The sequence below is a fragment of the Photorhabdus hindustanensis genome (assembly GCF_002968995.1).
Classification (GTDB): domain Bacteria; phylum Pseudomonadota; class Gammaproteobacteria; order Enterobacterales; family Enterobacteriaceae; genus Photorhabdus; species Photorhabdus akhurstii.
Map to the genome: position 1 here is coordinate 21,866 of NZ_PUWT01000056.1, position 26,465 is coordinate 48,330.

Here is a 26,465-nt window from a genome sequence, read left to right on the forward strand (position 1 = left end):
TATATGAATATGATTTTTCCACTTCTGGCAGTCTTGATTTGGTCAATTAATGCTGTGGTGAGTAAAGCCTCTGCCACCGTTATTGATCCTGCGGCAATCTCTTTTTACCGCTGGTTCCTTGCTTTTCTCACATTAACCCCCTTTGTTGTATTACCTGTCATTCGCCAATGGAAAACAATCTGCCAACACTGGTGGAAACTTTTAATACTTAGCTCACTTGGTATGGTGCTTTATCAAAGCCTGGCTTATTACGCGGCACACAGCGTCAGCGCAACATTTATGGGAATTCTTAATTCACTTATTCCTCTTTTAACTGTCGTTATCAGTATATTTGTTTTACGTGTTATCCCCACTGTCGGTATTGCTCTCGGTACTGTTTTATCCCTGTTTGGTTTAATCTGGTTGGTTAGCGCCGGTGATCCTATGTCATTACTACAACACGGTTTAGGTCACGGAGAATTGATGATGTTGATTGCTTCCATCTCCTATGCACTCTATGGCGTATTAACCAAACGTTGGTCTATTCCATTACCCAACTGGCAATCCCTGTATGTACAAATCGCTTTTGGCGTCCTGTTATTACTGCCCAATTTTTTGTTAACAAAAGATGTTCAACTAAACACCAACAATATTTCGTTAGTCCTATTCGCTGGCATTCCGGCCTCAATTCTCGCTCCCTACTTATGGATACAAGGTGTTATAAAGCTTGGCGCTAATACTGCTTCCATATTTATGAATCTAGCCCCGGTATTTACCGCAATTATCGCTATTCTGGTTCTACATGAAGAGATGCACAATTACCATTTGATTGGCGGCGGTATAACGTTATTGGGCGTTATGCTGGCACAGCAACTACGTACTCCTCTTATTGGACGTAAGACAGAAAAATCTCAGGAAATTAATCATCAGAAAGCCTAAAAGGAATTCTGACCAATAAACCGCCCAGTATTTCACTGGGCAATAATTGGAGATGAGCGCCATGATAAATACTGATGTCTTTGACCAGGGCTAATCCAAGCCCTGCCCCTTCATGCCCCGCAGCATTATCAAGACGATTAAAAGCCATCAAAGACAAATTAACTTCTTCTTTAGCAATCCCCGGCCCACTGTCATCCACTTCCAAATAACAGTATGCCTTACAAGAGCTGAGAATCACTCTAGCCGTAACAATGCCACCTTCCGGCGTATATTTAATCGCATTGTCCAATAAGTTCGCACACATTTCTGTCAGTAATACAGGTTCCCCCTTAATCCATTGAGCATTTTCTCCTTCATAACCCAAATCAATATGCTTACTTTCAGCCTGTTGCAAACGAGAAAAACACGCCTGTTGCAACAATTCAACTAAATTGACCGGCCTATAATCCCGAACAGCTTCCTTTTCATGCGCTTTCAAACGAGAGAGTTGTAATAAACGATCCGTCAGAGAGATAGTGTTATCCAATGTACTATCAATGGCCTGTAAGCTTTCTTTCCATTGCATGGGATCTTCGCTGGCAAGCGCTACCGCTACTTGAGTTTTTAATACCGTTAATGGTGTTCTGAGTTGATGAGAAGCATCCGCGCTGAACCTCTCCTGTCGGTTCACCATCAGTTTCAGTCGCTCTATATAACGATTAAATGCATACAATAACGGGGAAAGTTCTGACCAAGGCAACATATCCGGTAATGGAGTGAGATCATTAGCGGGACGACGGACCATGACGCCAGAAAGTTTATGCAATGGTTTAAGTAACTGTTTCAACAGAAAGTAAGCCAGAATCAGAGTCAACCCAACCACTGTTCCTTGACTCATCAAGGATGATATTAATAATTGTTGCGCAAGATAATGGCGGGAAGCCACTGTTTCGGCAACCAGTATCAACGCCATTCCCATCATCCCTCCTTCATTAATCGGCTGATAAAGGGCGGCAACCCTAATAGGATGGCCGTGATATTCAGCATCATAGAAATAAACCAAAGCGGTGTATAAATTGGAGCGAAGCGTATCTTTAGGTATTAAAGGCAAATCATCATAACCAGAAATGGTTTTCCCTTCAGGAGATAATACTTGATAGAACAATCTATCATTCATATTTCGCTCAAAACTATCCAAAACTACATAAGGTACATCGACAATCAATTGATTATTCTGAACAGCCAGCCGTTCTGCGACAGTTCGAGCAGATGCCAATAAGGTCCGGTCATAAGCCAACGTAGCCGCATTCTCTGCGCTACAATAATGGGTGCAAACCGATAAACAACCCAACAAAAATAGCGGAACGCCAAAAAACAAGAGTAATTGGTGAAACAATGAGTTCGGTACTTTAAACCATCTCATCTTTCTGGCACTCCAGACGATAACCTAATCCCCGTAATGTACTTATTCCCACATTACTGCCTGACAATTTTTTCCGAATCCGGTGTACATAAAGTTCAATACTTTGTGGGTTTGCTTCATCTAACAGTGCAAATACTTGTTCAAACAGCTGTTGTTTAGAAACAGGTCTCCCTCGACGATGGAACAATGTTGTCAAAACCGAAAGTTCCCGTGGCGTCAAAGCCAATGGCTCATCGTTCAGAATAAAGTAACCATCATCCTGATAAACAAGGGAGCCGAATGTCAACGTCTCCTGTAGCACATTTGCACTACGCCGAAGTAATGCCCGGATACGTGCCTCCAATTCCTGTAAATCAAAAGGTTTCGTCAGATAATCATCAGCACCAGAATTAAGCCCTTTCACTCGCTCAGAAACATCAGCCTTTGCCGTTAATAATAATACCGGCAAATTTTGTCCACGTTTACGCAAACGAACCAATAATGAAAGGCCATCCAGCCTCGGCAAAGAAACATCTAAAATCAACAACGCATAGTTTTCTGTCTGCAATAATTGATCAGCGATGATGCCATCATTCGCAACATCTACAGCAAACCCTGCACTACTCAGGGCTTTTTGCAGCCAGTGCAATAATTCAGGGTGGTCTTCCACCAAAAGTAAGCGCATATTTTAAATATCTAACCGACCAATATAAATATAATTACAAGCATAACTATATTTTCAGTTTATATCGCCACACCTATTTTTCTGAAAAATAGTCAGACACTGACTCAACTCCATTTGAGCGCCAAAATATCGCGCTATCAATAACAGGATATTCTGTCATACCGAATCAAGTAATAGATTTCTATTACCGCTTCCATTTACTCAGATATTGCCATAAGCACAGGGGTAAAATCAAAACGTTCATCCAATGCAGACGCCACAGAGACATTAGACAAAGTGAGTTTTATTTCACTGCCTACTTTTAAACTAAAATTCGATATCACAATCGGCTCCTTATCATTAAGAAACACAGATAAACCCTTCATTTTTAAAATCTTATCTGTGTCATTCTTAATATTAATTGAGATTTTGATTTTTGATGCTATTGAATTATTTAGCTGGTTAATTTTCTTCTTCATCTCTTTTGGTATGCTTATCGCTAAGATATCTGCGCCATTACCGTAAAGGTGAATACCCTGAGTAGAACCAGCCACACTTGAATTCCCTACACTGATGGGAACTTTAAAGTGAGCAAGTGAATCCATATTTTTTCTAAAACATTCCACATATTCCACGCCGGCAAAAATAGCCGGTACTTTTTCCTGAGCCTCTAACAGAGATTTTGATGGCTGTCTGGAATCTTTATAATCACCACATGCACTGACTTCAACCAACAAGTCAGATGTTACCATTTTAACCTGTTCAGATAATAGCTGGTTAACGGATACCGAGGTGTCGAGTTCTGTTTTACATCCTGTCAAAGCAAGAGCCATAGCACTAGCCATAACACTACAAAGAATCAATTTTTTCATCATTTCCTCAATTCAGATTTCCGCAAGATAAAGCCTGATTATATTCAATAAATTCTCCGTTTAATTTAACAGATTGCACAAATAAAGAATTACCGTTTACATGATCCCCTCTTAGCCGAATGTAAAATTCTCGCAAACAAAACAGTACAACCTCAAAACTACGAGAAACTTACAACAAACCAAAACAAAAAAGAAAGCCTGTAGCTATTTGTTAGCTCATTAATGCGAAACACTACGCAAATTTAAGAGATTAAAATCACATATCAACAACTTTTCTTGTTAATGAAAGGTAAATGAAAGGTTTTGTTATTACTAATTGGGTCAACCAAGTTTGGTTGTAGTGGTATATCTTACACGGGTATTGATGAGAGTAAACAAATGAAAGCTATAACGATCAAGATATTAGCGGCAACCGCTTTACTATTTGGCACAAGCAGTGTTTTTGCCGCCAGTGCGCCTGGCAGGACCGAATGCATTGCCCCTGCAAAACCGGGTGGCGGATTTGACCTGACCTGCAAACTGATCCAAGTTTCATTACTGGATACGAACGAGATCAGCAAACCTATGCGCGTCACCTTTATGCCCGGTGGTGTTGGCGCTGTCGCTTACAATGCTATCGTCGCACAACGACCTGCTGAAGCGGGAACCATTGTCGCCTTCTCCGGCGGCTCTCTGCTCAATTTATCTCAGGGAAAATTTGGTCGTTATAACGTTAATGATGTGCGCTGGCTGGCAAGTGTTGGTACTGATTATGGAATGATCGCTGTCCGTGCCGATTCACCTTACCGTACCCTGAACGATCTGATGAATGCTTTCAAGGATAATCCTAATAACATTGTATTTGGCGCCGGAGCCTCCATTGGTAGTCAGGACTGGATGAAAACTGCACTGCTGGCAAAAGAAGTCGGCATTGATCCTCACAAGATGCGTTATGTCGCCTTTGAAGGGGGTGGTGAACCTGTTACTGCTCTGCTGGGTAATCATATTCAGGCGGTTTCTGGTGATCTAAGCGAGATGGTCCCTTACCTGAATGGAGACAAAATCCGGGTCTTAGCTGTTTATGCAGATAAACGACTAGATGGCGATTTAGCTAATATTCCTACGGCCAAAGAGCAAAGCTATGACCTGGTATGGCCGATTATTCGCGGATTTTACATGGGCCCAAAAGTTTCTGACGAAGAGTACCAATGGTGGGTTGATACTTTTAATAAACTACAACAAACAGATGCTTTTAAAAAACAACGTGATATCCGTGGATTGTTCGAATTCAACATGACCGGCAAAGAGTTGGACAACTATGTGAAAAAACAGGTTGAACAATATCGTGAACAAGCCAGAGCTTTTGGCTTAGCCAAATAACAGAGTCATCATTATGAGCGATCGTATCTTTGCTGCTATCTGGCTAGTGCTCTGTGCCATTGGGATGGTTATTGGTTGGGGCATTCAGAGCGAATACACTTATGAACCTTTGGGACCTAGACCTTTCCCAATGATCATTCTGTCTCTGATGGCGCTCTGTGCCTTACTACTGCTTTTCAAAAAACCAGAACAGAGCAATTGGCCTAGCGCCCCCGTTATCCGTCGCCTAATGTTGTTGATTATCTCTTTGGTTATCTATGGCTGGGCATTTGAGTGGCTGGGGTTCCCTCTCGCTACAGCGCTGCTGACATTCAGTGTCGCACTGTTGTTTAACGCAACATTGCCTGCCGCAATCATTTCCGGGGTGTTCCTTGGCGTCACGCTCTATTTCGCCTTTGACCGCTTACTTGACGTAACCCTGCCTCTCGGTAGCTGGCTCAACTGACGGAGAACTTATGGAAACGTGGATGTATCTTAGCCAAGGTTTTGAAGTTGCAATGGTGCCGCAAAACCTGATTATTGCTTTAATTGGCTGTTTTGTCGGCACGATTGTTGGGTTGTTGCCGGGGCTTGGGCCGATTAATGGTGTCGCGATTCTGCTGCCGCTGGCTTTCGCTTTAAAACTGCCTGCTGAATCTGCCCTGATTTTATTGGCAACCGTTTATATCGGTTGTGAGTATGGTGGGCGTATATCATCGATTCTGCTGAATGTTCCTGGTGACGCCGCTGCCATTATGACCGCACTAGACGGTTATCCGATGGCCAAACAGGGCCGTGCGGGTGTGGCGCTGTCTATTTCCGCAGTGAGTTCTTTCTGTGGTTCTTTGCTGGCAATTTTCGGCATTATTTTATTTGCTCCATTACTGGCGCAGTGGTCACTAGCTTTCGGCCCTGCTGAATATTTTGCACTTATGGTTTTTGCTATTGCTTGTCTGGGTAGCATGATGAGCCAGAATCCGCTGAAATCACTATTAGCAGCATTAATAGGATTGAGTCTGGCAACTGTCGGAGTAGACGCCAACACCGGGGTTTATCGTTTTACTTTCGACAGTGTTCATCTATCAGATGGTATACAGTTTATTGTTGTGGTAATAGGTCTGTTTTCTGTCAGCGAAATTCTGCTGATGTTAGAGAACACCTCAACCGGCAAAACCATTATTCGCAAAACAGGCCGCCTGCTGTTCAATCGCAAGGAAGCGGCTGAATGCGCCATACCAACGCTTAGATCATCCTTTATCGGTTTCTTTGTCGGTATTTTGCCTGGCGCAGGAGCGACAATTGCCAGCGCAATTACCTATATGACCGAGAAGAAGCTCAGTGGAAATAGCGACTCATTTGGTAAAGGTGATATTCGCGGCGTAGCAGCGCCAGAAGCAGCTAATAATGCCTCGGCCTGCGGCTCCTTTATTCCAATGCTAACATTAGGAGTGCCAGGTTCAGGTACCACTGCCGTCATGATGGGGGCATTAACGCTCTATAACATTACGCCTGGGCCGGGAATGTTTACTGAACAACCGGATATTGTCTGGGGGTTAATTGCGGCTTTATTAATTGCCAATGTTATTCTGCTGATTATGAATATCCCAATGATAGGTCTGTTTACACGGATGCTCACTATTCCACTCTGGTTTCTTGTTCCAGCTATTGCTACTGTTTCAGCGGTTGGTGTATATGCCATACATAGCACGACGTTTGATCTTCTATTGATGGTAGGATTGGGCGTTTTCGGGTATATTCTGAGGAAAATGAATTTCCCGATGTCGCCATTAATCCTCGGTTTTGTATTAGGAGAAATGCTGGAACAAAACTTACGTCGCGCACTTTCTATTAGCAACGGAGAGTTTGGCATTCTGTGGAGTAGTGCAATTGCTCAGAGTTTATTAATACTGGCAGCGCTGGTTTTGGTTATTCCACCAATATTACGAATTGTCCGTAAGCGCCGTATTCAGCAAGTAGCTACTGAAAATAAAGCATAATTAAGAAAAAGCCCATAATATTAAAAAATCATAATTATCATAAAGATATTATGGGCTTTTCTATCACAACAAGAATATATTTCCGTATTCACATTATATTTCAGACAAAATCAACACTAAGCAAAATAGGTTTGAATTTACTTTATATAAACGAATATACCTTATGGATTTCAAGGTGCATCGCGACGGCAAGGGAGTGAATCCCCGGGAGCATAGCAAACTATGTGACCGGGGTGAGCGAGCGCAGCCAACAAAGAGGCAACTTGAAAGATGACGGGTATAAACAAGATACAAACAACACGCAGAAACGGGACTATACACAAAGGTGATCCGCTATACGCAGTCACCTAAGATGTATTAAATAATGACCATTTTTAGTCCTAAATAGTCTGTGATGGAGAGAATCAACCTAAATACTTGCTCATCACCAAAGAAGCATTAGTGCCACCGAAACCAAAACTATTGGACATCACCGTATTCAACTTTTGCTCAGTAGGTTTAGTGATGATATTCATGCCTGCCGCTTTATCATCAAGATCTTCAATGTTAATACTTGGTGCAATAAAATCATGCTCTAACATCAGTAGGCTATAAATCGCTTCGTGTACACCGGCAGCGCCCAGTGAATGACCAGTCATCGCTTTTGTTGCAGAAATTGCCGGTGTTGTATCACCAAAGACTTCCCTGATCGCTTCCAACTCTTTCAAATCACCCGCAGGAGTAGAAGTACCGTGCGTATTCACATAATCGATGGAACCTTTCACACCTTGCAATGCCATATTCATACAACGAACCGCACCTTCGCCAGATGGAACAACCATATCTGCGCCATCCGATGTTGCACCATAACCAACAATTTCAGCGTATATATGTGCGCCACGTGCCAGGGCATGCTCTAATTCTTCCACAACAACAATACCGCCGCCGCCAGCAATAACAAAACCATCACGGTTTTTATCATAAGTGCGGGATGCTTTTTCTGGCGTTTCGTTGTATTTCGTTGAAAGTGCGCCCATTGCATCAAATTCACAGCTCATTTCCCAGCACAGCTCTTCACCACCACCGGCAAAAACAATATCCTGTTTTCCTAACTGAATAAGTTCAGCCGCATGACCAATGCAATGAGCAGAAGTAGAACAGGCAGAACTGATAGAATAATTTACCCCTTTGATTTTAAAAGGAGTTGCAAGGCAAGCTGACACACCGGAAGCCATTGCGCGGGTTACCATATAAGGCCCCACACCGCGTAAACCACGAGCGCGCATACCATCAGCACTCGCAACCTGGTTATATGGAGAGCCACCACCAGAACCCACTACCAATCCGCTACGAATATTGGAAACCTGATCATCAGTCAGGCCAGAATCTTTAATTGCTTCATCCATCGCCAGATAAGCATAAACAGAGGCATCGCTCATGAAACGCTGAATTTTTCGGTCTATTAACCCGGCGGTATCCAGTTTTACATTCCCCCAGACATGGCTTCTCATTCCTATCTCTTTGAATTTATCAGAAAAAGTTATCCCGGAGCGGCCTTCTTTCAGAGATGCCAGTACTTCTTTCTGATTATTACCAATGCTGGAAACAATGCCCAAGCCAGTGATCACTACACGCTTCATCAAATACCTCATTAAATATGTTTATCCGCGGGATTTCTATCTATGCTATGTAGCACTTTAGCGTACACTTGTACGCTGAACAAGTCCGATCAGGATAAAATTACGAAGAAAAATTCATCTTTCTAAAAACCCCAATACGTTTTCACGTCAAAATAATCGTTAACTTTCATAGAATACAGTAAAAAGCATTTAGGTTTTAATAGACAAAAATAAATTTCAGATAGGAATTATTTTGGTAAACAATAAAATCATAAAATACTTGTAATTTCCATCAAAAATTTAGACTAAGGATAATAATATCAATACAATATATGAATTTATCAAGCATCCGAATAATGATTAGCAAGCTTATATTTATATATAAGTTGATATACTTGTTATTTTTATTAAGTTTATTGCTAATTAGAAATAAATTTAATAACTGAGAATAATAAAGGTGAATAAAATTTTCATGAAATGGATCAATCCCTATGTTATATTAGTGACTGAATTACGTAAAATAACCAAATTTACAGCAACAAACGTTTTAGAACAGAAAGTTTTCAACTTTATCAACCGATAAAGCCATTATTCATACAAAAAATGATGGCAATTATGCTACGTCATATGCAAATGGTCGGTTCATTGTAAGACCTAAGTAACTTTACCCAATAATCCTAATGGGGGTTAATAATGAGAGGACTTGGTTACCTTCTACTGAGCGTTGGTATCATATGGATTTTAGTGGCTTTTAATATGGACATAAACACTTTATTACAATATGGCAACAAATTTAACAATATGGAGCCAATTGCTTTACAACAAAATCATATCCTAATTGGCGCATTCATTACACTCTATGGGCTAATTATGATTATATCCAGTAGGAATCAGAGATTATTAGAGTCTATATACAGAAGTAATATTAAGGAGATTGCCGAATTCAATTCAAAAGATGTATTCATACCTACACCTATGCAAAACTCAGATTGCTTAAAACAAGCTAATAAGAAGCGGCCAAACGTAAAATGATATCAATGATTGATACGATTTCATCACATTTAAAAGAGAGGCAATCAAAAGAATTTAAAAAATTATGTGAATTTCACATTCATTTATAAATACAAACCCCGCTTCGCTGGCGGGGCATTATTTCCTTGGGCATTCCAGTTTTATTATAAGGAGAACTTACTCATAAGAAGGTATCGTGTGTAAAATTATTTACTCTTTAATAATGAACATATGAAATGTTTTCCCCAGAGAGAAACATTCCATATCAAAGCAAATGTCTCCTCAGAAATTCTCTTTGCCAAAGTCAATATTTCGTTCTGGTACAGATTAGTAACTCATATTGGCAACATATGGGGCAAAAAGACTCATTCAGTGATCGTCGCCGTCGCTGGGTTAAAGGCATTGCCGCAGGGCTTTTGTGTTTAGCCGCCGGGTACCTGGCGAAGAGCTAAACAGAATGATTGTTGATATAATGCCCAATAATGTCCAGTGCTTGTCCAAATACAGGTGCTGGCTGCTGTTCAAATCAGCACTTTTTCACTCTTTTCTTCTGTCAGGTGGTACATCAACATCAACCTCGCTAAAATCGCATTATTATCAGTAATATTGCAGGCATTACCGTGAAAAATTCTGCTATCTGTACCGCAACCCTCAGTTGGAATGATCAAGGTACTCCGGTTTCAACACAGTTTGATGACGTTTACTTCTCAAATCAGGATGGGCTGGAAGAAACCCGTTATGTATTTCTTAATGGTAACTGCTTCCCCCAACGATTCAGCACTCATTCCCGTTCTAATTGTGTAATCGCGGAAACCGGCTTCGGGACAGGATTAAATTTTCTGACGCTCTGGCAATCATTTGATACATTTCGACAGCAAAATCCTGATGCGCTATTGAAACGCCTACACTTCATCAGTTTTGAGAAGTATCCGCTGAAAACCAATGACTTAAAAGCCGCTCATCAACGCTGGCCTGAACTTGGAATTTTTTCACAGCAACTTTGCCAGCAATGGCCTCAACCTCTAGCAGGCTGCCACCGATTGATTATGGCAAATGGCGCTGTCACATTGGATTTATGGTTCGGTGACGTCAATGATCTGTTGCCCACAATGAATCCCACTCTTCACGGCAAAATAGATGCCTGGTTTTTAGATGGCTTTGCTCCTGCCAAAAACCCGCAAATGTGGAGTGAACAGTTGTTTGCTGCAATGGCACAATTTGCCCATCCAGAAGGCACCTTCGCAACCTTTACTTCTGCCGGCATCGTCCGGCGTGGTTTACAACAGGCTGGTTTTAATGTCAGTAAAATCAAAGGATTCGGTCGAAAAAGAGAAATGCTGACTGGAGTTCTGGCAACTCAGAAGTATCAGCCATTACCAGCGCCTTGGTTTGCCCGGCCGACAGCAAGCCACACCGATGATATCGCGATTATCGGCGGAGGAATTGCCAGTATTCTTACCGCACTTGCGCTATTGCGTCGTGGAGCACAGGTGACGCTTTATTGTCAGGATGCAGCCCCGGCACAAGGTGCGTCTGGTAATCGCCAGGGAGCACTTTACCCGCTACTGAACGGTAGTAATAACGGACTCGAAAAATTCTTTACCTCCGCATTTACCTTTGCTCGCCGCCAATATGAACAGTTATCAGCACAGGGAGTTGATTTCGACCATCAATGGTGTGGCGTCAGCCAGCTTGCCTATGATGAAAAAAGTAGTAAGAAAATTGAGAAAATGCTGGCGACAGAGTGGCCGAATGAACTCGCCATCGGCATGAATTGTCACCAGTTGAGTGAAAAATGCGGGCTGGATATTCATCACCACGGCATTCACTATCCACAGGGCGGATGGCTATGCCCGGCTGAACTCACTAAAGCAGCAACAGAATTGGCACAACAGCAAGGAATGCTCTGTCGCTTCAATCATCAAGTTACCGCGCTCAATTACAACCAGCATGGCTGGCAACTGCATCTCATGCATCAAGGACAACTATTAAACGCACAGCATAAAACGGTGGTGATTGCCAACGGTCATCATCTCCCCCAATTTGAACAAACCGAGAAACTGCCGGTAACTGCTGTGCGTGGTCAGGTCAGTCACATCACAACCACAACTGATCTGAGCCAATTGCAAAATGTGCTTTGCTACGATGGTTATATGACACCCGCTAATCCAGCCAATCAGCACCACTGTATCGGCGCCAGTTATCAGCGTCATCGGCTTGATTGTGAATATTCTGAAACGGAACAACAGGAAAACCGTGATCGATTACTGAAATGTTTACCTAATGCCGAATGGATAAATCAGGTTGATGTTTCTGCGAAGCAATCCCGTCAAAGTATTCGCTGCGTTATTCGTGACCATATGCCAATGGTGGGAAATGTGCCCGACCTCAATAAAATAATGACAAATTATCAAGATCTGCCAGAAAAAATCCGCACAGGGAGCCTCATTACAGATGCACCCTGCTATTCCAATCTGTTTGTTATCGGGGCATTAGGTTCTCGTGGATTATGCTCTGCGCCACTCAGTGCAGAAATTCTTGCCGGGCAGATCTTTGATGAGCCATTACCACTGGATAATGAAACATTGGCAGCTCTTCATCCAAACCGTTTTTGGATCAGAAAACTACTGAAAGGCCGTAAATTGTCCCCCTTGTCCGTCAGTGACTGCACTAACGGACGATTGGCAGACCGGAAGTAACATCAACCAACAGGCTGGGTTTGCAGTTCATAACCGATATCCCGGGCATACGTCATCTGAAGCCAATGGGCTTTATGCGGATGTGAGACAAACTGTAAACGAGACCTATTACGAACAACCAACAACGCATAAGCATGGAAACTGTGAATGATGCTATATCGGGCCAGTTCAATCATCGTCTGATTAAGCTGGCTAAATGAAATACGGTCATTGTTAAGAAAATGCCAGACGACCTGAGTGGTAGCAAAGGTGGTCTTGGGTACTGGTGATATCTTTAAATCACCAGCGCAAGGGGAATGGCAGGAGTCATATGTTGTTTACCCAAAGATTGATATCGACGGTTGAGCCGGGCATCGAGCCCGGCGATAGAAAAGTTGAATGTATACTGGATATTAATACCACTTTTGACGAAAATTGTGTAGATACCTATTACTCTGCCTGCGAGGGGAACTGCTTAGATTTAGCTATTTCTGATATGATGCTCTAAAAAATTATCCCATTAGGAATGCCCTACAATAAGGTGCTTACATCGGAAAAACTGCGCTCATGTATTGTAGATCTGCGCAGCAATGATGGCGTTCACTACTTATAAATTGCTCAATTTGTATTTTTTTGTAAAAAAATATTTGCAAATGTTTATTCTTCGTGTGACCTTTATTAAGGTATCAATTCCGATACAGCGAAAAGAAGGATTCAAATACATGTCTAAGTTAGCTAAAGAAATCAAAGAAAATAAAGCTACTGTAACCACAAAAAAGAGTGCTGATCAGAAGGCAATGGCACAATCACTGCTCGACAATGTTTGTGGTGGTGGCGATCGTTGGTTGAAATGGATTAAGAATCACTAAAGTAAGCAACTTTCAGTCAGTTCCTGATAAACGTGAAGCTGATTAAGTTTTTTGAAGCCTTGCCCTCTGTTCCTACTATGTGGAACAGAGAGCAAGGATATCCGCAAAAAGATTTTTTGAGAAATGATTTTCTTAAACAAAATAGCTCGATTTTAGTAGTATTGCGTAATATATTCACAAATAGATTATATAATCCAGTTTCTTATTTAGATTAAAACATCCGGTTATCTTATGAAAAAAATAAAACACTTGGAAATAATTGCAAAGGTTAGTGAAAGGTGCAATATAAATTGCACATATTGTTATGTTTTTAATATGGGTAATGACCTTGCGATCAATTCCAAACCTGTAATTTCTCTTAAAACCGTTTCAAATCTAAAACGTTTTTTAGAGCGTTCTTTAACTGAGTATAATATAGAAAGCATTCAGGTGGATTTACATGGCGGTGAACCACTAATGTTAAATAGAGAAAGATTTTCACGTATGTGTGAAGAATTAATGTCAGGGGATTACAAAGGTGCTAAATTTTCAATTGCATGCCAAACTAATGCAACGTTAATTGACGATGAATGGATAGATATTTTTTCAAAATATAATATCAGTGTCAGCGTATCCATTGATGGCCCAAAACACATTAACGATAAGAATCGTATTGATAATAAAGGAAAAGGTACTTATGATGCAACTGTTTCTGGGCTTTTTAAGCTACAGTCGGCATGGAAGGATGGAAAATTACCCAGCGCTCCAGGTGTTTTATGCGTAGCTAACCCAAACTCCAATGGAGCAGAAGTTTATCGCCATTTTGTAGATGTTTTAAATTGCAAGAGTTTTGATTTTCTTATCCCTGATGAAAGTCATGATAATTGCAAAAATCCTTATGGTATATCTGATTTCTTTTGCTCAGCCGTGGATGAATTTTTTTCTGATGCAGATAAAAAAATCATTGTAAGATATTTCTATGCAACCATTCAAGGGATGTTAAATCCAGGAATATTCCATGTTGCAGGAATGGGAAAAATGAATAATGATATTGTCGCTTTTACAATGGGATCTGAAGGCAATATTCATGTAGATGATATTTTACGGTCATCTAACGATGATATATTTACGGCAATTGGAAACGTCAATGAATTAAGTCTAAATAACGTAATTTCATCGTGGCAGATGCAAAAATACTTTGAAATTGGTAATGATTTACCTGAGGAGTGTAATGAATGCGTTTGGAAAAACATTTGCGGAGGAGGGAATCATATCCAAAGATATTCTAAAAAGGATGGTTTTAATAGACGTACTGTATTCTGCCCATCCGTTAAAAAAATATTAAGCAGAATCGCATCACATTTAATTTCATCTGGCATAAATGAAGATTTCATTGCTAAAAACCTGGGGTGTTAACTAATGATAAAGGCTATTTTTGTTGTTTTGTTTTTTTCATCATTCTCTTATGCATATGAGAAATTACCGATATTAAATATCCGATATGATGATAATGGGCTTCCAATTGTTGATGCAACAATCTCAAACCGTTATCATACGTTAATGTTGGATACAGGAAGTAGCAAAGGATTGCATTTATATAGTTATGAAATAGAAAAATTACTTTCTGAATCTGATTTAAAATCAATGAAAAAACAAGCCAATATAAAACTAGGTGATCTATCTGGAAGGACTTTTACTGTTTCAAGATGGATGATTTCAGAATTATTAATTTCAAACATTCTATTTAAGAACATAGAGTTAGTTAACCTTATCCCGTGGGGGCTATCACTAGGTGATACAAGAAAAGATCCTGAGTCCGAAGTAATCGGACTAGGTGCTTTCAAAGAACAAATGGTACTCTTAGATTTTAAAGATAATAAATTGCAGATTCTTACAAATCAACATTATGACATAACTTCATGGTATTCTTATCACTTTAATTTAACGCCATCAGGAATTTCTTTACGTGCGGAAATAAACAAAATTCCGTTAAATATTATTCTTGATACTGCTGCAACACATTCAATTATATTTTATAATCGCATTCCAGATGGTACTAAATTCAGAAGCTGCAAGTTGATCGATAAAACAGCGTCAAATCTAGATTGTAATACTGTTTCCGTTGATTTAAATGATTCCAAACGAGATAAAAAAAGTATTATATCTATAGTCATCAATCAGAATATGCCAAAAGATATCGATTTTGATGGATTATTAGGAATGGATTTTTTACGAGGCCATAAGGTTATTTTAGATATGCCTAATGAAAAACTTTATTTAAGTAGATAAGAAATGAGCGAGAAAGAATCAATTTTTCGTGAAGAAGCCCTCAGCTATAAAGAAAATTCGTGGTTAGGGGATTTTTCCATTTCAGTTCCTTCAATACTTCCAGTAGCACTATGGATCTCGATGGGAGTTCTGGTTATTACAATTGTAATTTTATTAACCAATTATTCTCAGAGAGTCCCTGCCATTGGACAAGTTTTATACTTTCCGGCTGCTGCTGAATCTGTTTTTAATCAAGATGGAGTTATTTCAAAGATAAAAGTACAACAAGGAGATTTTGTTAAAAAAGGGGAGCTGATTGCGACGGTATATCATGATGTGGTGTACGAAGGCGGGGGCGTTAATATAACATTACAAGAAAATGCAGAAAAACAGATAAAATCACTAAAAAAAACGTAAGGAAGAAAAAGGAAAAGAATATGATAATGAAAGATTACGTTTGATGGATAGAATTAGTATAAAGAAACAGGAACTATCGGCAATTAAAAAAGCTCTTTCCTCTGAAATAAAAAGGAATGAAAACCTAAAAAAAAAGGTTAGTTTTCTATCAAGATTTACGTAATCAAGGGATAGCCGTAGAGTCTGAAAAAATAGAAAGAGAAAACGATTACCATAACTCCATTTCTCAGATAAATACACTTAATATTAACATAGAGCGCACAATAGGTGAAGAACTTCAATTAGTTGACGAACTTGCACGTTCACAAACCATAGAGAAAGAGGAGATTATATCTATTCAACAAGAAATAATGAGATTAGAACAGCAAGTAATTAATTCTTCTGCGATAGTTGAATCGCGAATCATAGCACCAATAGAGGGTATTATATCTTCAATGAAAATATTTGAAGGAGAGCGGGTTAACACCGGAGGAATTGCAGCTGTAATTGTTCCTAGCGGAGCTAAACCTTTCGTTGAAATATTAATACCGCCTAATGCTTTACCTGATGTAAAAGTGGGGCAAACAGTTATGATGCGTGTTGCCTCTTTACCTTGGGAGTGGTTCGGTAAAGTACCCGGAAAAATTACATCAATTAGTAGCAGTCCTGATTCCCTATCGGGTAAAAACAGACGTTTTCGAGTTGTAGTTATCCCTGATGCAAACGGACGAAAATTACCAACAGGAGTAGAAGTTGAAGCCGACATTTTAACCACCCGGCGACCGCTTTGGGAATGGATTTTCTCTCCAATCAAACGAAGTATTATAAGAGTCGGATCTGAGGGATAGATATGTTTTTTAGGCGAAAAAAAATACCGGTAATTTTACAATCCGAAATTAGCGAATGTGGGTTAGCCTGTTTGGTTATGCTCGCAGGGTATTTTGGGAAACGAATCGATCTGGCAGCAGCCCGTTCGATTCATGAAGTCACTATGGATGGAATGACGCTTCGTAATCTCGTCAATGCATTTGAACAAGTAGGGATGACTTCCCGTGCCTCTCGTGTTGAAATAGAGGATTTACATACTATAACACGACCTGTCATCCTTCACTGGTCTTTTAATCATTATGTTGTTTTGATTAGAGTCAATCGTAAGGGTGCCGTAATTCACGATCCAGCTATAGGTCAACGTTTTATATCTCTTAGGGAACTTTCAGATAAATTTACCGGAGTTATATTGGAAGCATGGCCTATAGAAACGTTTAATAAAGAACCTCTGGAAATTAACGTCAATGTGAAAGACTTATTCAAAGGTATAAGTGGATTAGGGAAAATCCTTTCTAGCGTGCTCGCCATTTCCATTATCATTGAACTCCTATCTATCTCAGTTCCAGCAGCGACGCAATTTACCATCGATACATTAATTCGTTCAAATGATATTCAAGGTATATATTCTTTATCGATTGTTGTTATCTCGGCATTGCTAGCTAAATCATTTTTTTCAGTGATTAGAGCTATAACACTAATGAATCTTAGATATTCGTTAGGGGTTAAGTGGGCGGAAATGTTTTTCAATAGAGTCGTTAGTCTTAAGCTCCCTTTTTTTATAAAAAGACATATTGGTGATATTTCATCAAGATTTCAAGCTCTTTGTGCAATCCAGGAATCCTTTGATTCAAATATGATATCATCAGCTCTAGACGCTATTGTTGTATTTATATCTATAGTTGTTATCATTAACTACTCTCCAATTTTAGCAATCCCTCCTGTTTTTTTTTTCATTATTTTACGCAGCGATAAGGATTGGTTTATTCAAAAAATTCAAGACATTAAAAAATGAAACAATTATCCATGAATCCATTCAACAATCACATTTTATTGAGTCTATCCGTGCAATAACAGCAATAAAAATGTTGAATCTCGATGTGTTACGCCGTCGGGAGTGGGTTAATTATGTTGTTAATTCCACTCGCTCAGCAAATAGAACATTCAAAATGGACTTATTTACCAATACACTAGGAATTCTTCTTCAAGGGTTATCAGGGGTTTTTATATTAACCACTGGCGCAATCTATTTCGACTCTGGATTATCAACAGGTGCACTTTTTGGGGTAATGTTATATGGTGATATGATTGTTTCAAGAGTAATTAAGCTATCGGATGCTCTTTCTGAGTTCTTCCTCATTTCCATGTATTGCCATCGTTTAACTGATGTAGCTGTTTCTCCTACTGAATCTGAAGGTGGAGAAAAATTTGGAAGTAATATAAGTGGTTCTATCATCATTAAAAATCTAGCCTACCGTTACTCGCAAAATCAACCGTATATTTTTGATGGAATTAACCTTGAAATATTACCTGGCGAAAGTGTAGCTATTGTTGGTGCATCTGGATGTGGAAAGTCAACTTTGTTGAATGTTTTAGCTGGTCTTTATGAACCGACTAATGGTGAAATACTTATAAACGGGAAAAATATATCATCAATGGATAAAAAATCTCTTCGGCAGAAGATTTCTTTTGTAATGCAGGATGATAAGTTACTGTCAGGGACAATAGAGAAAAATATCACTAGCTTCTCCGAAGCTCCTAACCACGAAAGAATGGAGGAATGCGCATCTTATGCCGCAATTGATGATGAAATAATGAAATTACCTTTAGGATATGAGACTAAAATTGGTGATATAGGCAGTACTCTTTCTGGAGGCCAAAGGCAAAGAGTAGCTATAGCTAGAGCATTATATCGGCGTCCTTCTATATTGCTACTTGATGAAGCAACTAGCAATTTAGACATTAATAACGAGAAAAAAATAACGAAAGCAATAAATACTCTCTCTATTACACGTGTTTTTATTGCACATCGCCCTGAAATGATTAAATCAGCAGATCGAATATATAATTTAGATTTAAAATCGTGGGTTAATAAAAATAGCTATAGTGAATTAAAATAATAGTACAGCAGTCAGCCCGCTTTCTTTCCCCGCTGGTAAATTACCCCTTAAAGGGGGTAATTTACCAGCGGGAGAATACAGTAGTTTTATCAAAATTTAGGGCAATGTCAGCCTTCGCCTAAAAGGCATAGGTATCTACACATGCCGAACTGCCCCAATACACTGGCGGCTAGCCAAGTCAGTTCCTCTTTTCTCTCTGTAAGCGTCAGAATCAGTACACAGGCTATACTTGCAATTAAATGACGGCATACTGAATATCAATTAACCATTTTTGACAAAAATTGTGTAAATACCTATGATCTAAAAGGAAGGGGCTTCCCTCGAAAAGTATAGTGAAAACTGAAAAGCCATAAAGAACCGCACCACCAACTATCAGATATTCATATGAATTTTGGTAGCACAGTTCGTTTTCTGCCTCTGAATAAAATTATTGAGTTTTAGCATTATCCAGCAGGCGCTGCCAGGTATTAAGAACCAGAATCTGATCCGGCGGCGCCAATTCTCCCGCTTTAATCGCATTTTGGATACTTTCTTCAACACGGTCATGAAGCTGTTCAGCCGTATGCGCGCCTTCCTGCTCCAATTCTGCTACCGCTAAGGTGAGATGCCCGCGGAGATAACCACCAGCAAACAATTCATCATCACTGGCGTGATCTACCATGTCATCAATTTGCGCTAAAATACGCGTTTCAAACTCAGCGAGCATCATTTTTCCTCAAATTCAGTTTCATTCTGCGAATATATCTTCCGGGTAAGGAAAATGTTCCGCTTTTAACGGAGGCGTATTGTAGAACGATTGCAGCCCCTGAATAAAGCACTCCGCTCGCGTAGGTATTCCCTGCGCTAAATAATCCATGATCTGAGCATGAACTTCACGCTGAAAAGCTAATCTATCAGGCTCAAAATCCCCTTCAAGGTTGTCACAACTGACATTAAACGGAAAACCTGCCGCAGTACAAAACAACCAATCAAGTGCCTGTGGTTTAATTTCTACTTTTTCAAATTCACTTTGCGTTTGCGCGTCACGACCATCCGGGCAATACCAGTAACCAAAATCCACCAATTTCCGGCGCTCTTTACCCGCAATGCACCAATGCGCAATTTCATGTAATGCACTGGCATAAAAACCATGAGCAAATACAATCCGGTTATAGGAGATCTCTTCATCTGCCGGCAGGTAAATAGGTTCATTATCACCTTTGACCAAACGTGTGTTGTATTCATCACCAAAACAGCGATTAAAAATATCAATAAGTTGTTGATAGTTATGCATTATCATGAATTAAAAACAAAACCCTGAATCAGAAATAAAATGCCAGCCAGCTACGGATTGTATCGCCGTGATTATCATTCAGTAATTTAATACTCATCAAAAAGGAGATGATGACAATCATTGGGCGAATCAGTTTCTGTCCATGAGTCAAAACTAAACTTGCACCCAACCGTGCGCCAATCACCTGCCCTGCCAACATCACAAGGCCCAATACCCACAAAACTTGACCGCCAAGGATAAAAAGCGCCAGTGAACCTACGTTAGAAGCAAAGTTCAGTACTTTAGCATGAGCGGTGGATTTCGCCAGGTTATAGCCACACAACACGACATAAGCTAACGCATAAAATGAGCCAACACCGGGGCCAAATATGCCGTCATATAAACCCAGTCCACTCCCGACAAGCAAGGCGAATGCCACAGGCGTCAAGCGACGATGGCGCTCTTCTATGCCAATGGCTGGCGTCAAAAGGAAATAAAGACCAATGATAATGACCAAAACCGGTAATAGCTGACAGAGAAAATCTGGCTTTATAAACTGGACAATAATCGCACCGGCCATTGAGCCAAGTAATGTCATCAATATGGCAAAGCGTTGAGATTTGAGATCAACCGCACCATAACGGACAAAATAGAAGCTGGCAGAAAAGGAACCTCCCACTGCCTGCAACTTGTTTGTCGCCAATGCCTGTACCGGAGAGACACCAACGGATAACAGCGCCGGGATGGTTAGTAAACCGCCACCGCCAGAAATCGAGTCAATAAATCCAGCCATCATTGCAACCAGAAAGAGCAGAATGTAAACTTCCGCACCTGACGACAATAACCAATCCATATTTCATCCCATCAACAGCAATCGCTTATCAATATTCAAGCTACCCATTTCAGTCTCTGGGATTTTCAAGGGCTAGCTTCATTCTCAAATTCACCAGCGAGGAAGGCTGGATTCGATATCAGCACACTGTGCCCTCTGGCGTAATAGGTGATCCATCAACACAATAGCCACCATTGCTTCCGCAATCGGCACGGCGCGGATACCAACACAGGGATCATGGCGGCCACGAGTGACCATTTCCACCTCTTCACCCTGACGATTAATCGTTTTACCCGGCACCATAATGCTGGATGTCGGTTTCAACGCAATATGAGCAATAATTGGCTGGCTGCTGCTAATACCACCCAGAATTCCTCCCGCATGATTACTGGTGAATCCCAGAGCAGTTATTTCATCTCTGTTTTCGCTGCCACGTAAATTGATAACACCGAAACCATCGCCAATTTCGACGCCTTTTACTGCATTAATACTCATCAGCGCATGAGCAATATCAGCATCAAGACGGTCGAAAACCGGTTCTCCCAAACCAGCCGGAACATTTTCCGCGACAACCGTCACTTTCGCGCCAATAGAATCACCCGCTTTTTTCAGTTCGCGCATCAAGGCATCAAGTTGTTCAAGTTTAGTCTCATCAGGACTGAAAAAGGGGTTTTGTTCCACCTGTTCCCAATCTTTCAATTGGCAATGGATATTACCCATTTGAGTCAAACAGGCACGGACACGAATACCATATCTATCCAACAAATATTTTTTCGCTATTGCACCTGCGGCAACACGCATTGCCGTTTCACGTGCAGAAGAGCGGCCCCCGCCACGATAATCGCGGATACCGTATTTCTGTTCATAAGTGTAATCGGCATGGCCTGGACGAAACACATCTTTAATAGCGCTGTAATCCTGAGAACGCTGGTCAGTATTTTCAATGAGTAAACCGATACTGGTACCGGTTGTTACCCCTTCAAATACACCCGAAAGAATGCGAACCTGATCCGGCTCACGGCGCTGCGTTGTATAACGGGACGTTCCCGGACGACGCCTGTCTAAATCAACTTGCAAATCGGCTTCTGTGATTGCAATGCCCGGCGGCACACCATCGACAATACATCCCAACGCCAAACCGTGAGATTCGCCAAAAGTGGTGACCCGGAAAAATTGCCCGATACTATTTCCCGCCATCCCAACTCCTTCCTGTTAATCGTTCTTTTATTTGATTCTGCCCGTTTTGCATTATTACCGCAGCTACAACCTATTCAATCTTTGAATAAGCGAAAATGTTCGTGATGCTCAACTAACTGTTGACGAGTCAACATAAATACGCCATCGCCACCATATTCAAATTCCAACCAGGTAAATGGCACATCAGAATATTGTTCAATCAAATGCACCATACTGTTGCCAACCTCACAAATCAACACACCTCGTTCGGTGAGAAAATCTGGAGCAGTTGCCAGAATACGGCGAGCCAGTTTCAAACCATCTGAACCCGCTGCCAAACCTAACTCAGGCTCACGGCGAAACTCTTCCGGCAAGTCGCTCATATCCTCGGCATCGACATAAGGCGGATTTGTGACAATAAGATCGTATTTAACCGGCGGCATATCGCGGAACAGATCAGAACGAATCGGAATAACTCGGTGGTCAAGGCCGTGATTCTGAATATTATGTTCAGTCACGGCCAACACATCTGCGGAAATATCCACGGCATCTATTTCTGCTTCCGGGAAAGCATATGCACAGGCAATAGCAATACAACCACTACCCGTGCAGAGATCGAGGATATTGGCGGGTTGGTCAGGGATCAATCCTGCAAATTCATTATTAATTAATTCACCAATCGGTGAACGTGGAATCAAAACCCGTTCATCAACATAAAATTCATGACCACAAAACCAGGCTCTGTTAGTCAAATAAGCAACCGGAATACGATCATTAATACGGCGCAGTACCCGTTCGACAATACGATGACGCTCAGTTGATGTCAGTCGCGTGGTTAGCATCTCTTGTGGGATATCCAGAGGCAAAAACAGTGATGGAAGAACCAGTTGCAGTGCCTCATCCCAGGGATTGTCTGTACCGTGCCCGTAATAAATATTCGCCGCATTAAACCGGCTAACAGACCAGCGCAACATATCCTGAATGGTATATAACTCAGCTACTGCCTCATCGATAAAAATCTTGTCCAAAAGCGCCTCCAGCCCTGCAAATTCATTAGCCTGCTAGTTTGCCACGATCATTGAAACAAATCAGCTTTATATCAGGTTAATGGCATAGAATTTTCAGTGCTAATGTCCAGCGAGCAATGAATTAAGAAATAACAATTAAAAAAGCAGCCCGGATGTTTTATTGCAGATTTTTAATTAATTTTCGGCACAAACCGTCTTATTCAACAACAAGACGGTTTGGTTTTGCATATTTAACACTGGGTTTCTTTGGCTGATTGAGGGTTCACAATAATGACATTTTTTCGTATCCATAAATAATAGGCGGATGTCAACAGCACGATCCATACTCCTCCTACATAGAACGCAATGCGTGTCGCCGGAAAGTAACTGAGAACAACAATGATAAATATCATAAACACGATGGTCAGAATCGGCGCAACAGGCCACATCGGTACCGGGAATTGTAATTTTTGTACTTCTCCTGGTGACATTTTTCTGCGCATAGCAAATTGAGATAGCAAAATCATTAACCAGACCCACACGGTGGCGAAAGTCGCAATCGAAGCAACAATGACGAATACCTGTTTAGGAAGCAAATAATTGAGAACCACAGCACACAATAATGCCAGAGTCATAACCATGATTGTCACCCAAGGCACCCCGTTACGGCTTAAATGCATAAATTTTTTATGGGCTAATCCTTTCTCAGCCATACCGTACATCATACGACCAGCGCCAAAGATATCGCTGTTAATGGCCGAAATTGCCGCCGTAATGACGATAATATTCAGAATATTCGCCGCCGAACTAATACCTAAGCCCTGAAATATTGCGACAAATGGACTACCTTCTTGGCCGATGCTATTCCAAGGGTAAATCGCCATTAATACAAAAATAGTGAATATATAAAACAGAAGAATACGAAACGGGATAGAGTTAATCGCTTGCGGGATCATTTTCGCCGGATTTTTAGCTTCACTGGATGTAATACCGATGATTTCAATACCACCGAAAGCGAACATGACAACAGCCAGAGACTCAATAATGCCACCCAACCCATTAGGCATAAACCCACCGTGTTGCCACAGATTATGAACTCCCGTTGCCTGAAAATGGCCGCTAAAACCAAACAGAATGATACCTGTTCCGGCAATAATCATGGCGCTGATCGCAGCAACTTTCAGAATCGATAACCAGAATTCCATTTCGCCAAACACTTTAACTTTGCAAAGATTGAGTGCGCCAATAATGAAAATAATGCTAAGTACCCATATCCAACGCGGTACTTCCGGGTACCATAGCCCCATATAAATGCCAAAAGCAGTCACATCCGCCAGGCAAACGATGATCATTTCGAAAGTATAAGTCCAGCCGGTAATAAATCCGGGTAACGGGCCTAAATATTGATGAGCGTAACTGGCAAAAGAGCCGGCATCCGGCCTGTGGACCGCCATCTCCCCTAAAGCACGCATCACCATAAAAACAGCAGCGCCGCCCACTAAATAAGCTAATAATACTGCCGGACCAGCCATGTTGATTGCTTCAGCAGAACCATAAAAAAGGCCTGTACCAATCGCAGAACCCAACGCCATAAACCGGATATGGCGTGCGTTGAGTCCTCGCTCTAGTTGTAATGAGGCTTGCATGATTTACCCTCTTATCTTTTATTATTGGGTTTTATGAGAAAGATAAATGTGATAATCAGGCCGGTCAGGTGCCGGCCATTGGTTTGTTTAACGACTATTTTTACTCTGTAATATCTGTCCAGAAGGAAGTAATGAGAAGAGATGTTGCTCGGCTAATAATTTCACAGCAGCATCAATATCAGGCGCAAAAAAACGGTCCTGATCGTAATAATCTACTTTCGCTCGCAAAATATCACGCGCTTCTTCCAAAATCGGGCTGCTTTTCAGACCATTACGGAAATCGATGCCCTGGCAGGCAGATAACCATTCAACTGCCAGAATACCTCGGGTATTTTCTGCCATCTGCCATAAACGACGCCCCGCAGCCGGTGCCATTGATACATGATCTTCCTGATTGGCCGAAGTCGGTAAACTGTCAACACTCGCCGGGTGTGCCAACGCTTTATTTTCACTGGCAAGCGCCGCTGCCGTCACCTGTGCAATCATAAAACCTGAATTCACACCACCATTTTCAACCAGGAAAGGCGGAAGCTGTGACATATGCGAATCCATCAACAACGCAATACGTCGTTCTGACAATGCACCTATTTCTGCTAATACCAGCGCCAAATTATCAGACGCCATTGCAACAGGTTCAGCATGGAAGTTACCACCGGAAATCACTTCTCCCTGCTCAGCAAACACCAATGGGTTATCAGATACGGCATTAGCTTCGGTCAGAATAACATCAGCAGCATGACGCAATTGAGTCAAGCAGGCTCCCATAACTTGCGGCTGACAACGTAATGAATAAGGGTCCTGTACCTTGGGACAATTGATATGAGAATCTGATAGTTCGCTGCTCTCTTCCAATACATAACGATACAATGCGGCAACATCGATCTGCCCCTGTTGCCCCCGCACTTCATGTACACGGGCATCAAATGGTTTGCGGGAACCCAATGCCGCCTCTACGGATAAAGAACCACAAACTATCGCTGCCGCCAGTAGATCTTCTGCTTCAAATAATCCACGTAACGCAAAAGCGGTAGAGACTTGGGTTCCATTGAGTAATGCTAAACCTTCTTTAGCCGCTAATGTAATGGGTTGTAAATTGGCCTTTGCCAGCGCTTCTTTGGCTGGCAGCCATTCACCCTGATAACGCGCTTGCCCTTCCCCAAGTAATAACAGGCTCATATGTGCCAACGGCGCCAAATCACCAGAAGCCCCTACCGATCCTTTGCAAGGAATATGAGGATAAATTTCCGCATTGACTAACGCGATTAATGCCTGAATAACGGCAAGACGAATACCGGAGTAACCACGGGAGAGGCTGTTAATTTTCAATACCATGATCAACCGGGTCATACTATCGTCCAACGCTTCGCCGACCCCGGCAGCATGAGAGACAACCAGCGAACGCTGTAGTTTTTCTAAATCATCTTTTTCAATCCGTGTACTGGCTAATAGCCCGAACCCAGTATTAATTCCGTAGGCAGTGCGATTTTCAGCAAGAATCGCATTAACACACTCCACGCTGTGTTCAATAGCAGGAAAAATCTGACTATCCAGCGTGACTTTCACCGGTTGTAGATAAACCTGACGCAGTTCATCAAGGGTCAATTTACCTGGATAAATAGTTAGTTGCTTCATAATGTT

Annotated in this window: 25 protein-coding genes; 12 read left to right on the forward strand and 13 right to left on the reverse strand. The window is 41.3% G+C overall.

Translation table 11 applies throughout. The annotated features are described in order from the left end of the window. The first annotated feature begins 3 nt into the window (after positions 1 to 3). Complete coding sequence (locus C6H66_RS19230; RefSeq protein ID WP_046396061.1) at positions 4 to 918, forward strand: DMT family transporter; 915 nt, start codon at positions 4 to 6, stop codon at positions 916 to 918. On the opposite strand, the gene C6H66_RS19235 is transcribed toward C6H66_RS19230, so the two are convergent. The 3 genes from C6H66_RS19235 to C6H66_RS19245 all read right to left on the reverse strand — a co-directional run bounded on the left by C6H66_RS19235 (position 899) and on the right by C6H66_RS19245 (position 3,838). Further along, positions 899 to 2,320: a sensor histidine kinase gene (locus C6H66_RS19235; RefSeq protein WP_105396423.1), complete on the reverse strand. Its 1,422-nt coding sequence runs from the start codon at positions 2,318 to 2,320 to the stop codon at positions 899 to 901. The genes C6H66_RS19230 and C6H66_RS19235 overlap by 20 nt on opposite strands. Further along, positions 2,307 to 2,984: a transcriptional regulator TctD gene (tctD, locus tag C6H66_RS19240; RefSeq protein WP_046396059.1), complete on the reverse strand. Its 678-nt coding sequence runs from the start codon at positions 2,982 to 2,984 to the stop codon at positions 2,307 to 2,309. The genes C6H66_RS19235 and tctD overlap by 14 nt, the downstream gene beginning before the upstream one ends. A 197-nt stretch (positions 2,985 to 3,181) precedes the next feature. After that, a complete protein-coding gene (locus C6H66_RS19245) occupies positions 3,182 to 3,838 on the reverse strand; it encodes a DUF7424 family protein (RefSeq protein ID WP_105396424.1) in 657 nt (218 codons plus the stop codon). 375 nt (positions 3,839 to 4,213) lie between these two features. On the opposite strand from C6H66_RS19245, the gene C6H66_RS19250 reads away from it, so the two are divergent. Genes C6H66_RS19250 through C6H66_RS19260 form a run of 3 tightly spaced genes read left to right on the forward strand, consistent with a single transcriptional unit; the run spans position 4,214 to position 7,170 of the window. Further along, on the forward strand, positions 4,214 to 5,194 hold the full coding sequence (locus tag C6H66_RS19250) for a Bug family tripartite tricarboxylate transporter substrate binding protein (protein ID WP_105396425.1): 981 nt from the start codon (positions 4,214 to 4,216) through the stop codon (positions 5,192 to 5,194). Positions 5,195 to 5,207: 13 nt separating this feature from the next. Continuing rightward, positions 5,208 to 5,639, forward strand: coding sequence for a tripartite tricarboxylate transporter TctB family protein (locus C6H66_RS19255; RefSeq protein WP_036778752.1), 432 nt, complete (start codon positions 5,208 to 5,210; stop codon positions 5,637 to 5,639). Positions 5,640 to 5,649: 10 nt separating this feature from the next. Next, positions 5,650 to 7,170 carry a tripartite tricarboxylate transporter permease gene (locus C6H66_RS19260; RefSeq protein WP_046396057.1) on the forward strand — a complete coding sequence of 507 codons (1,521 nt, stop codon included), beginning with the start codon at positions 5,650 to 5,652 and terminating at the stop codon, positions 7,168 to 7,170. Between the two features lie 404 nt (positions 7,171 to 7,574). On the opposite strand, the gene fabB is transcribed toward C6H66_RS19260, so the two are convergent. Next, the gene (gene fabB / locus C6H66_RS19265; RefSeq protein WP_105396426.1) at positions 7,575 to 8,789 is read right to left on the reverse strand and encodes a beta-ketoacyl-ACP synthase I; all 1,215 of its coding nucleotides are present in this window, start codon (positions 8,787 to 8,789) and stop codon (positions 7,575 to 7,577) included. A 1,610-nt stretch (positions 8,790 to 10,399) separates the two neighbouring features. Between fabB and mnmC the strand changes: the two genes are divergently transcribed. Next, a complete protein-coding gene (gene mnmC / locus C6H66_RS19280) occupies positions 10,400 to 12,478 on the forward strand; it encodes a bifunctional tRNA (5-methylaminomethyl-2-thiouridine)(34)-methyltransferase MnmC2/FAD-dependent 5-carboxymethylaminomethyl-2-thiouridine(34) oxidoreductase MnmC1 (RefSeq protein ID WP_105396428.1) in 2,079 nt (692 codons plus the stop codon). A gap of 2 nt (positions 12,479 to 12,480) precedes the next feature. On the opposite strand, the gene C6H66_RS26100 is transcribed toward mnmC, so the two are convergent. Next, positions 12,481 to 12,654 (reverse strand): hypothetical protein, encoded by a 174-nt coding sequence (locus tag C6H66_RS26100; RefSeq protein WP_160297024.1) that lies wholly within the window; start codon positions 12,652 to 12,654, stop codon positions 12,481 to 12,483. 134 nt (positions 12,655 to 12,788) lie between these two features. On the opposite strand from C6H66_RS26100, the gene C6H66_RS26105 reads away from it, so the two are divergent. From C6H66_RS26105 to C6H66_RS19300, 5 genes are all read left to right on the forward strand, one after another. Continuing rightward, positions 12,789 to 12,965 carry a hypothetical protein gene (locus C6H66_RS26105; RefSeq protein ID WP_160297023.1) on the forward strand — a complete coding sequence of 59 codons (177 nt, stop codon included), beginning with the start codon at positions 12,789 to 12,791 and terminating at the stop codon, positions 12,963 to 12,965. Positions 12,966 to 13,179: 214 nt separating this feature from the next. Beyond that, a complete protein-coding gene (locus tag C6H66_RS26110) occupies positions 13,180 to 13,326 on the forward strand; it encodes a hypothetical protein (RefSeq protein WP_160297022.1) in 147 nt (48 codons plus the stop codon). Positions 13,327 to 13,557: 231 nt separating this feature from the next. Then, on the forward strand, positions 13,558 to 14,721 hold the full coding sequence (xyeB, locus tag C6H66_RS19290) for a cyclophane-forming radical SAM/SPASM peptide maturase XyeB (RefSeq protein ID WP_105396429.1): 1,164 nt from the start codon (positions 13,558 to 13,560) through the stop codon (positions 14,719 to 14,721). A 3-nt stretch (positions 14,722 to 14,724) separates the two neighbouring features. After that, complete coding sequence (locus tag C6H66_RS19295; RefSeq protein ID WP_046396551.1) at positions 14,725 to 15,594, forward strand: pepsin/retropepsin-like aspartic protease family protein; 870 nt, start codon at positions 14,725 to 14,727, stop codon at positions 15,592 to 15,594. A gap of 3 nt (positions 15,595 to 15,597) precedes the next feature. Beyond that, positions 15,598 to 15,990 (forward strand): biotin/lipoyl-binding protein, encoded by a 393-nt coding sequence (locus C6H66_RS19300; RefSeq protein ID WP_105396430.1) that lies wholly within the window; start codon positions 15,598 to 15,600, stop codon positions 15,988 to 15,990. Between the two features lie 337 nt (positions 15,991 to 16,327). On the opposite strand, the gene C6H66_RS27890 is transcribed toward C6H66_RS19300, so the two are convergent. Further along, positions 16,328 to 16,735 (reverse strand): hypothetical protein, encoded by a 408-nt coding sequence (locus C6H66_RS27890; protein WP_248000736.1) that lies wholly within the window; start codon positions 16,733 to 16,735, stop codon positions 16,328 to 16,330. Between the two features lie 84 nt (positions 16,736 to 16,819). On the opposite strand from C6H66_RS27890, the gene C6H66_RS19310 reads away from it, so the two are divergent. Further along, positions 16,820 to 17,809: a cysteine peptidase family C39 domain-containing protein gene (locus tag C6H66_RS19310; protein ID WP_105396432.1), complete on the forward strand. Its 990-nt coding sequence runs from the start codon at positions 16,820 to 16,822 to the stop codon at positions 17,807 to 17,809. A gap of 70 nt (positions 17,810 to 17,879) precedes the next feature. After that, entirely contained in the window at positions 17,880 to 18,914 is a 1,035-nt protein-coding gene (locus C6H66_RS19315) for a peptidase domain-containing ABC transporter (RefSeq protein WP_105396433.1), read from the forward strand. Positions 18,915 to 19,341: 427 nt separating this feature from the next. Here the strand turns inward: C6H66_RS19315 and C6H66_RS19320 are convergent, their stop codons facing one another. The 7 genes from C6H66_RS19320 to hutH form a co-directional block, all read right to left on the reverse strand. Then, the gene (locus tag C6H66_RS19320) at positions 19,342 to 19,620 is read right to left on the reverse strand and encodes a YfcL family protein (RefSeq protein WP_046396548.1); all 279 of its coding nucleotides are present in this window, start codon (positions 19,618 to 19,620) and stop codon (positions 19,342 to 19,344) included. Positions 19,621 to 19,641: 21 nt separating this feature from the next. Then, complete coding sequence (locus C6H66_RS19325) at positions 19,642 to 20,193, reverse strand: elongation factor P hydroxylase (protein ID WP_105396434.1); 552 nt, start codon at positions 20,191 to 20,193, stop codon at positions 19,642 to 19,644. A 22-nt stretch (positions 20,194 to 20,215) separates the two neighbouring features. Then, positions 20,216 to 21,019 (reverse strand): sulfite exporter TauE/SafE family protein, encoded by an 804-nt coding sequence (locus C6H66_RS19330; protein ID WP_036814025.1) that lies wholly within the window; start codon positions 21,017 to 21,019, stop codon positions 20,216 to 20,218. A gap of 90 nt (positions 21,020 to 21,109) precedes the next feature. Beyond that, positions 21,110 to 22,195 carry a chorismate synthase gene (aroC, locus tag C6H66_RS19335; protein ID WP_105396435.1) on the reverse strand — a complete coding sequence of 362 codons (1,086 nt, stop codon included), beginning with the start codon at positions 22,193 to 22,195 and terminating at the stop codon, positions 21,110 to 21,112. 74 nt (positions 22,196 to 22,269) lie between these two features. After that, complete coding sequence (gene prmB / locus C6H66_RS19340) at positions 22,270 to 23,202, reverse strand: 50S ribosomal protein L3 N(5)-glutamine methyltransferase (RefSeq protein ID WP_046396546.1); 933 nt, start codon at positions 23,200 to 23,202, stop codon at positions 22,270 to 22,272. A 230-nt stretch (positions 23,203 to 23,432) separates the two neighbouring features. After that, positions 23,433 to 24,827 carry an amino acid permease gene (locus C6H66_RS19345; RefSeq protein ID WP_046396545.1) on the reverse strand — a complete coding sequence of 465 codons (1,395 nt, stop codon included), beginning with the start codon at positions 24,825 to 24,827 and terminating at the stop codon, positions 23,433 to 23,435. An 87-nt stretch (positions 24,828 to 24,914) separates the two neighbouring features. Continuing rightward, a complete protein-coding gene (gene hutH / locus C6H66_RS19350) occupies positions 24,915 to 26,459 on the reverse strand; it encodes a histidine ammonia-lyase (RefSeq protein ID WP_105396436.1) in 1,545 nt (514 codons plus the stop codon). Positions 26,460 to 26,465 lie beyond the last annotated feature (6 nt).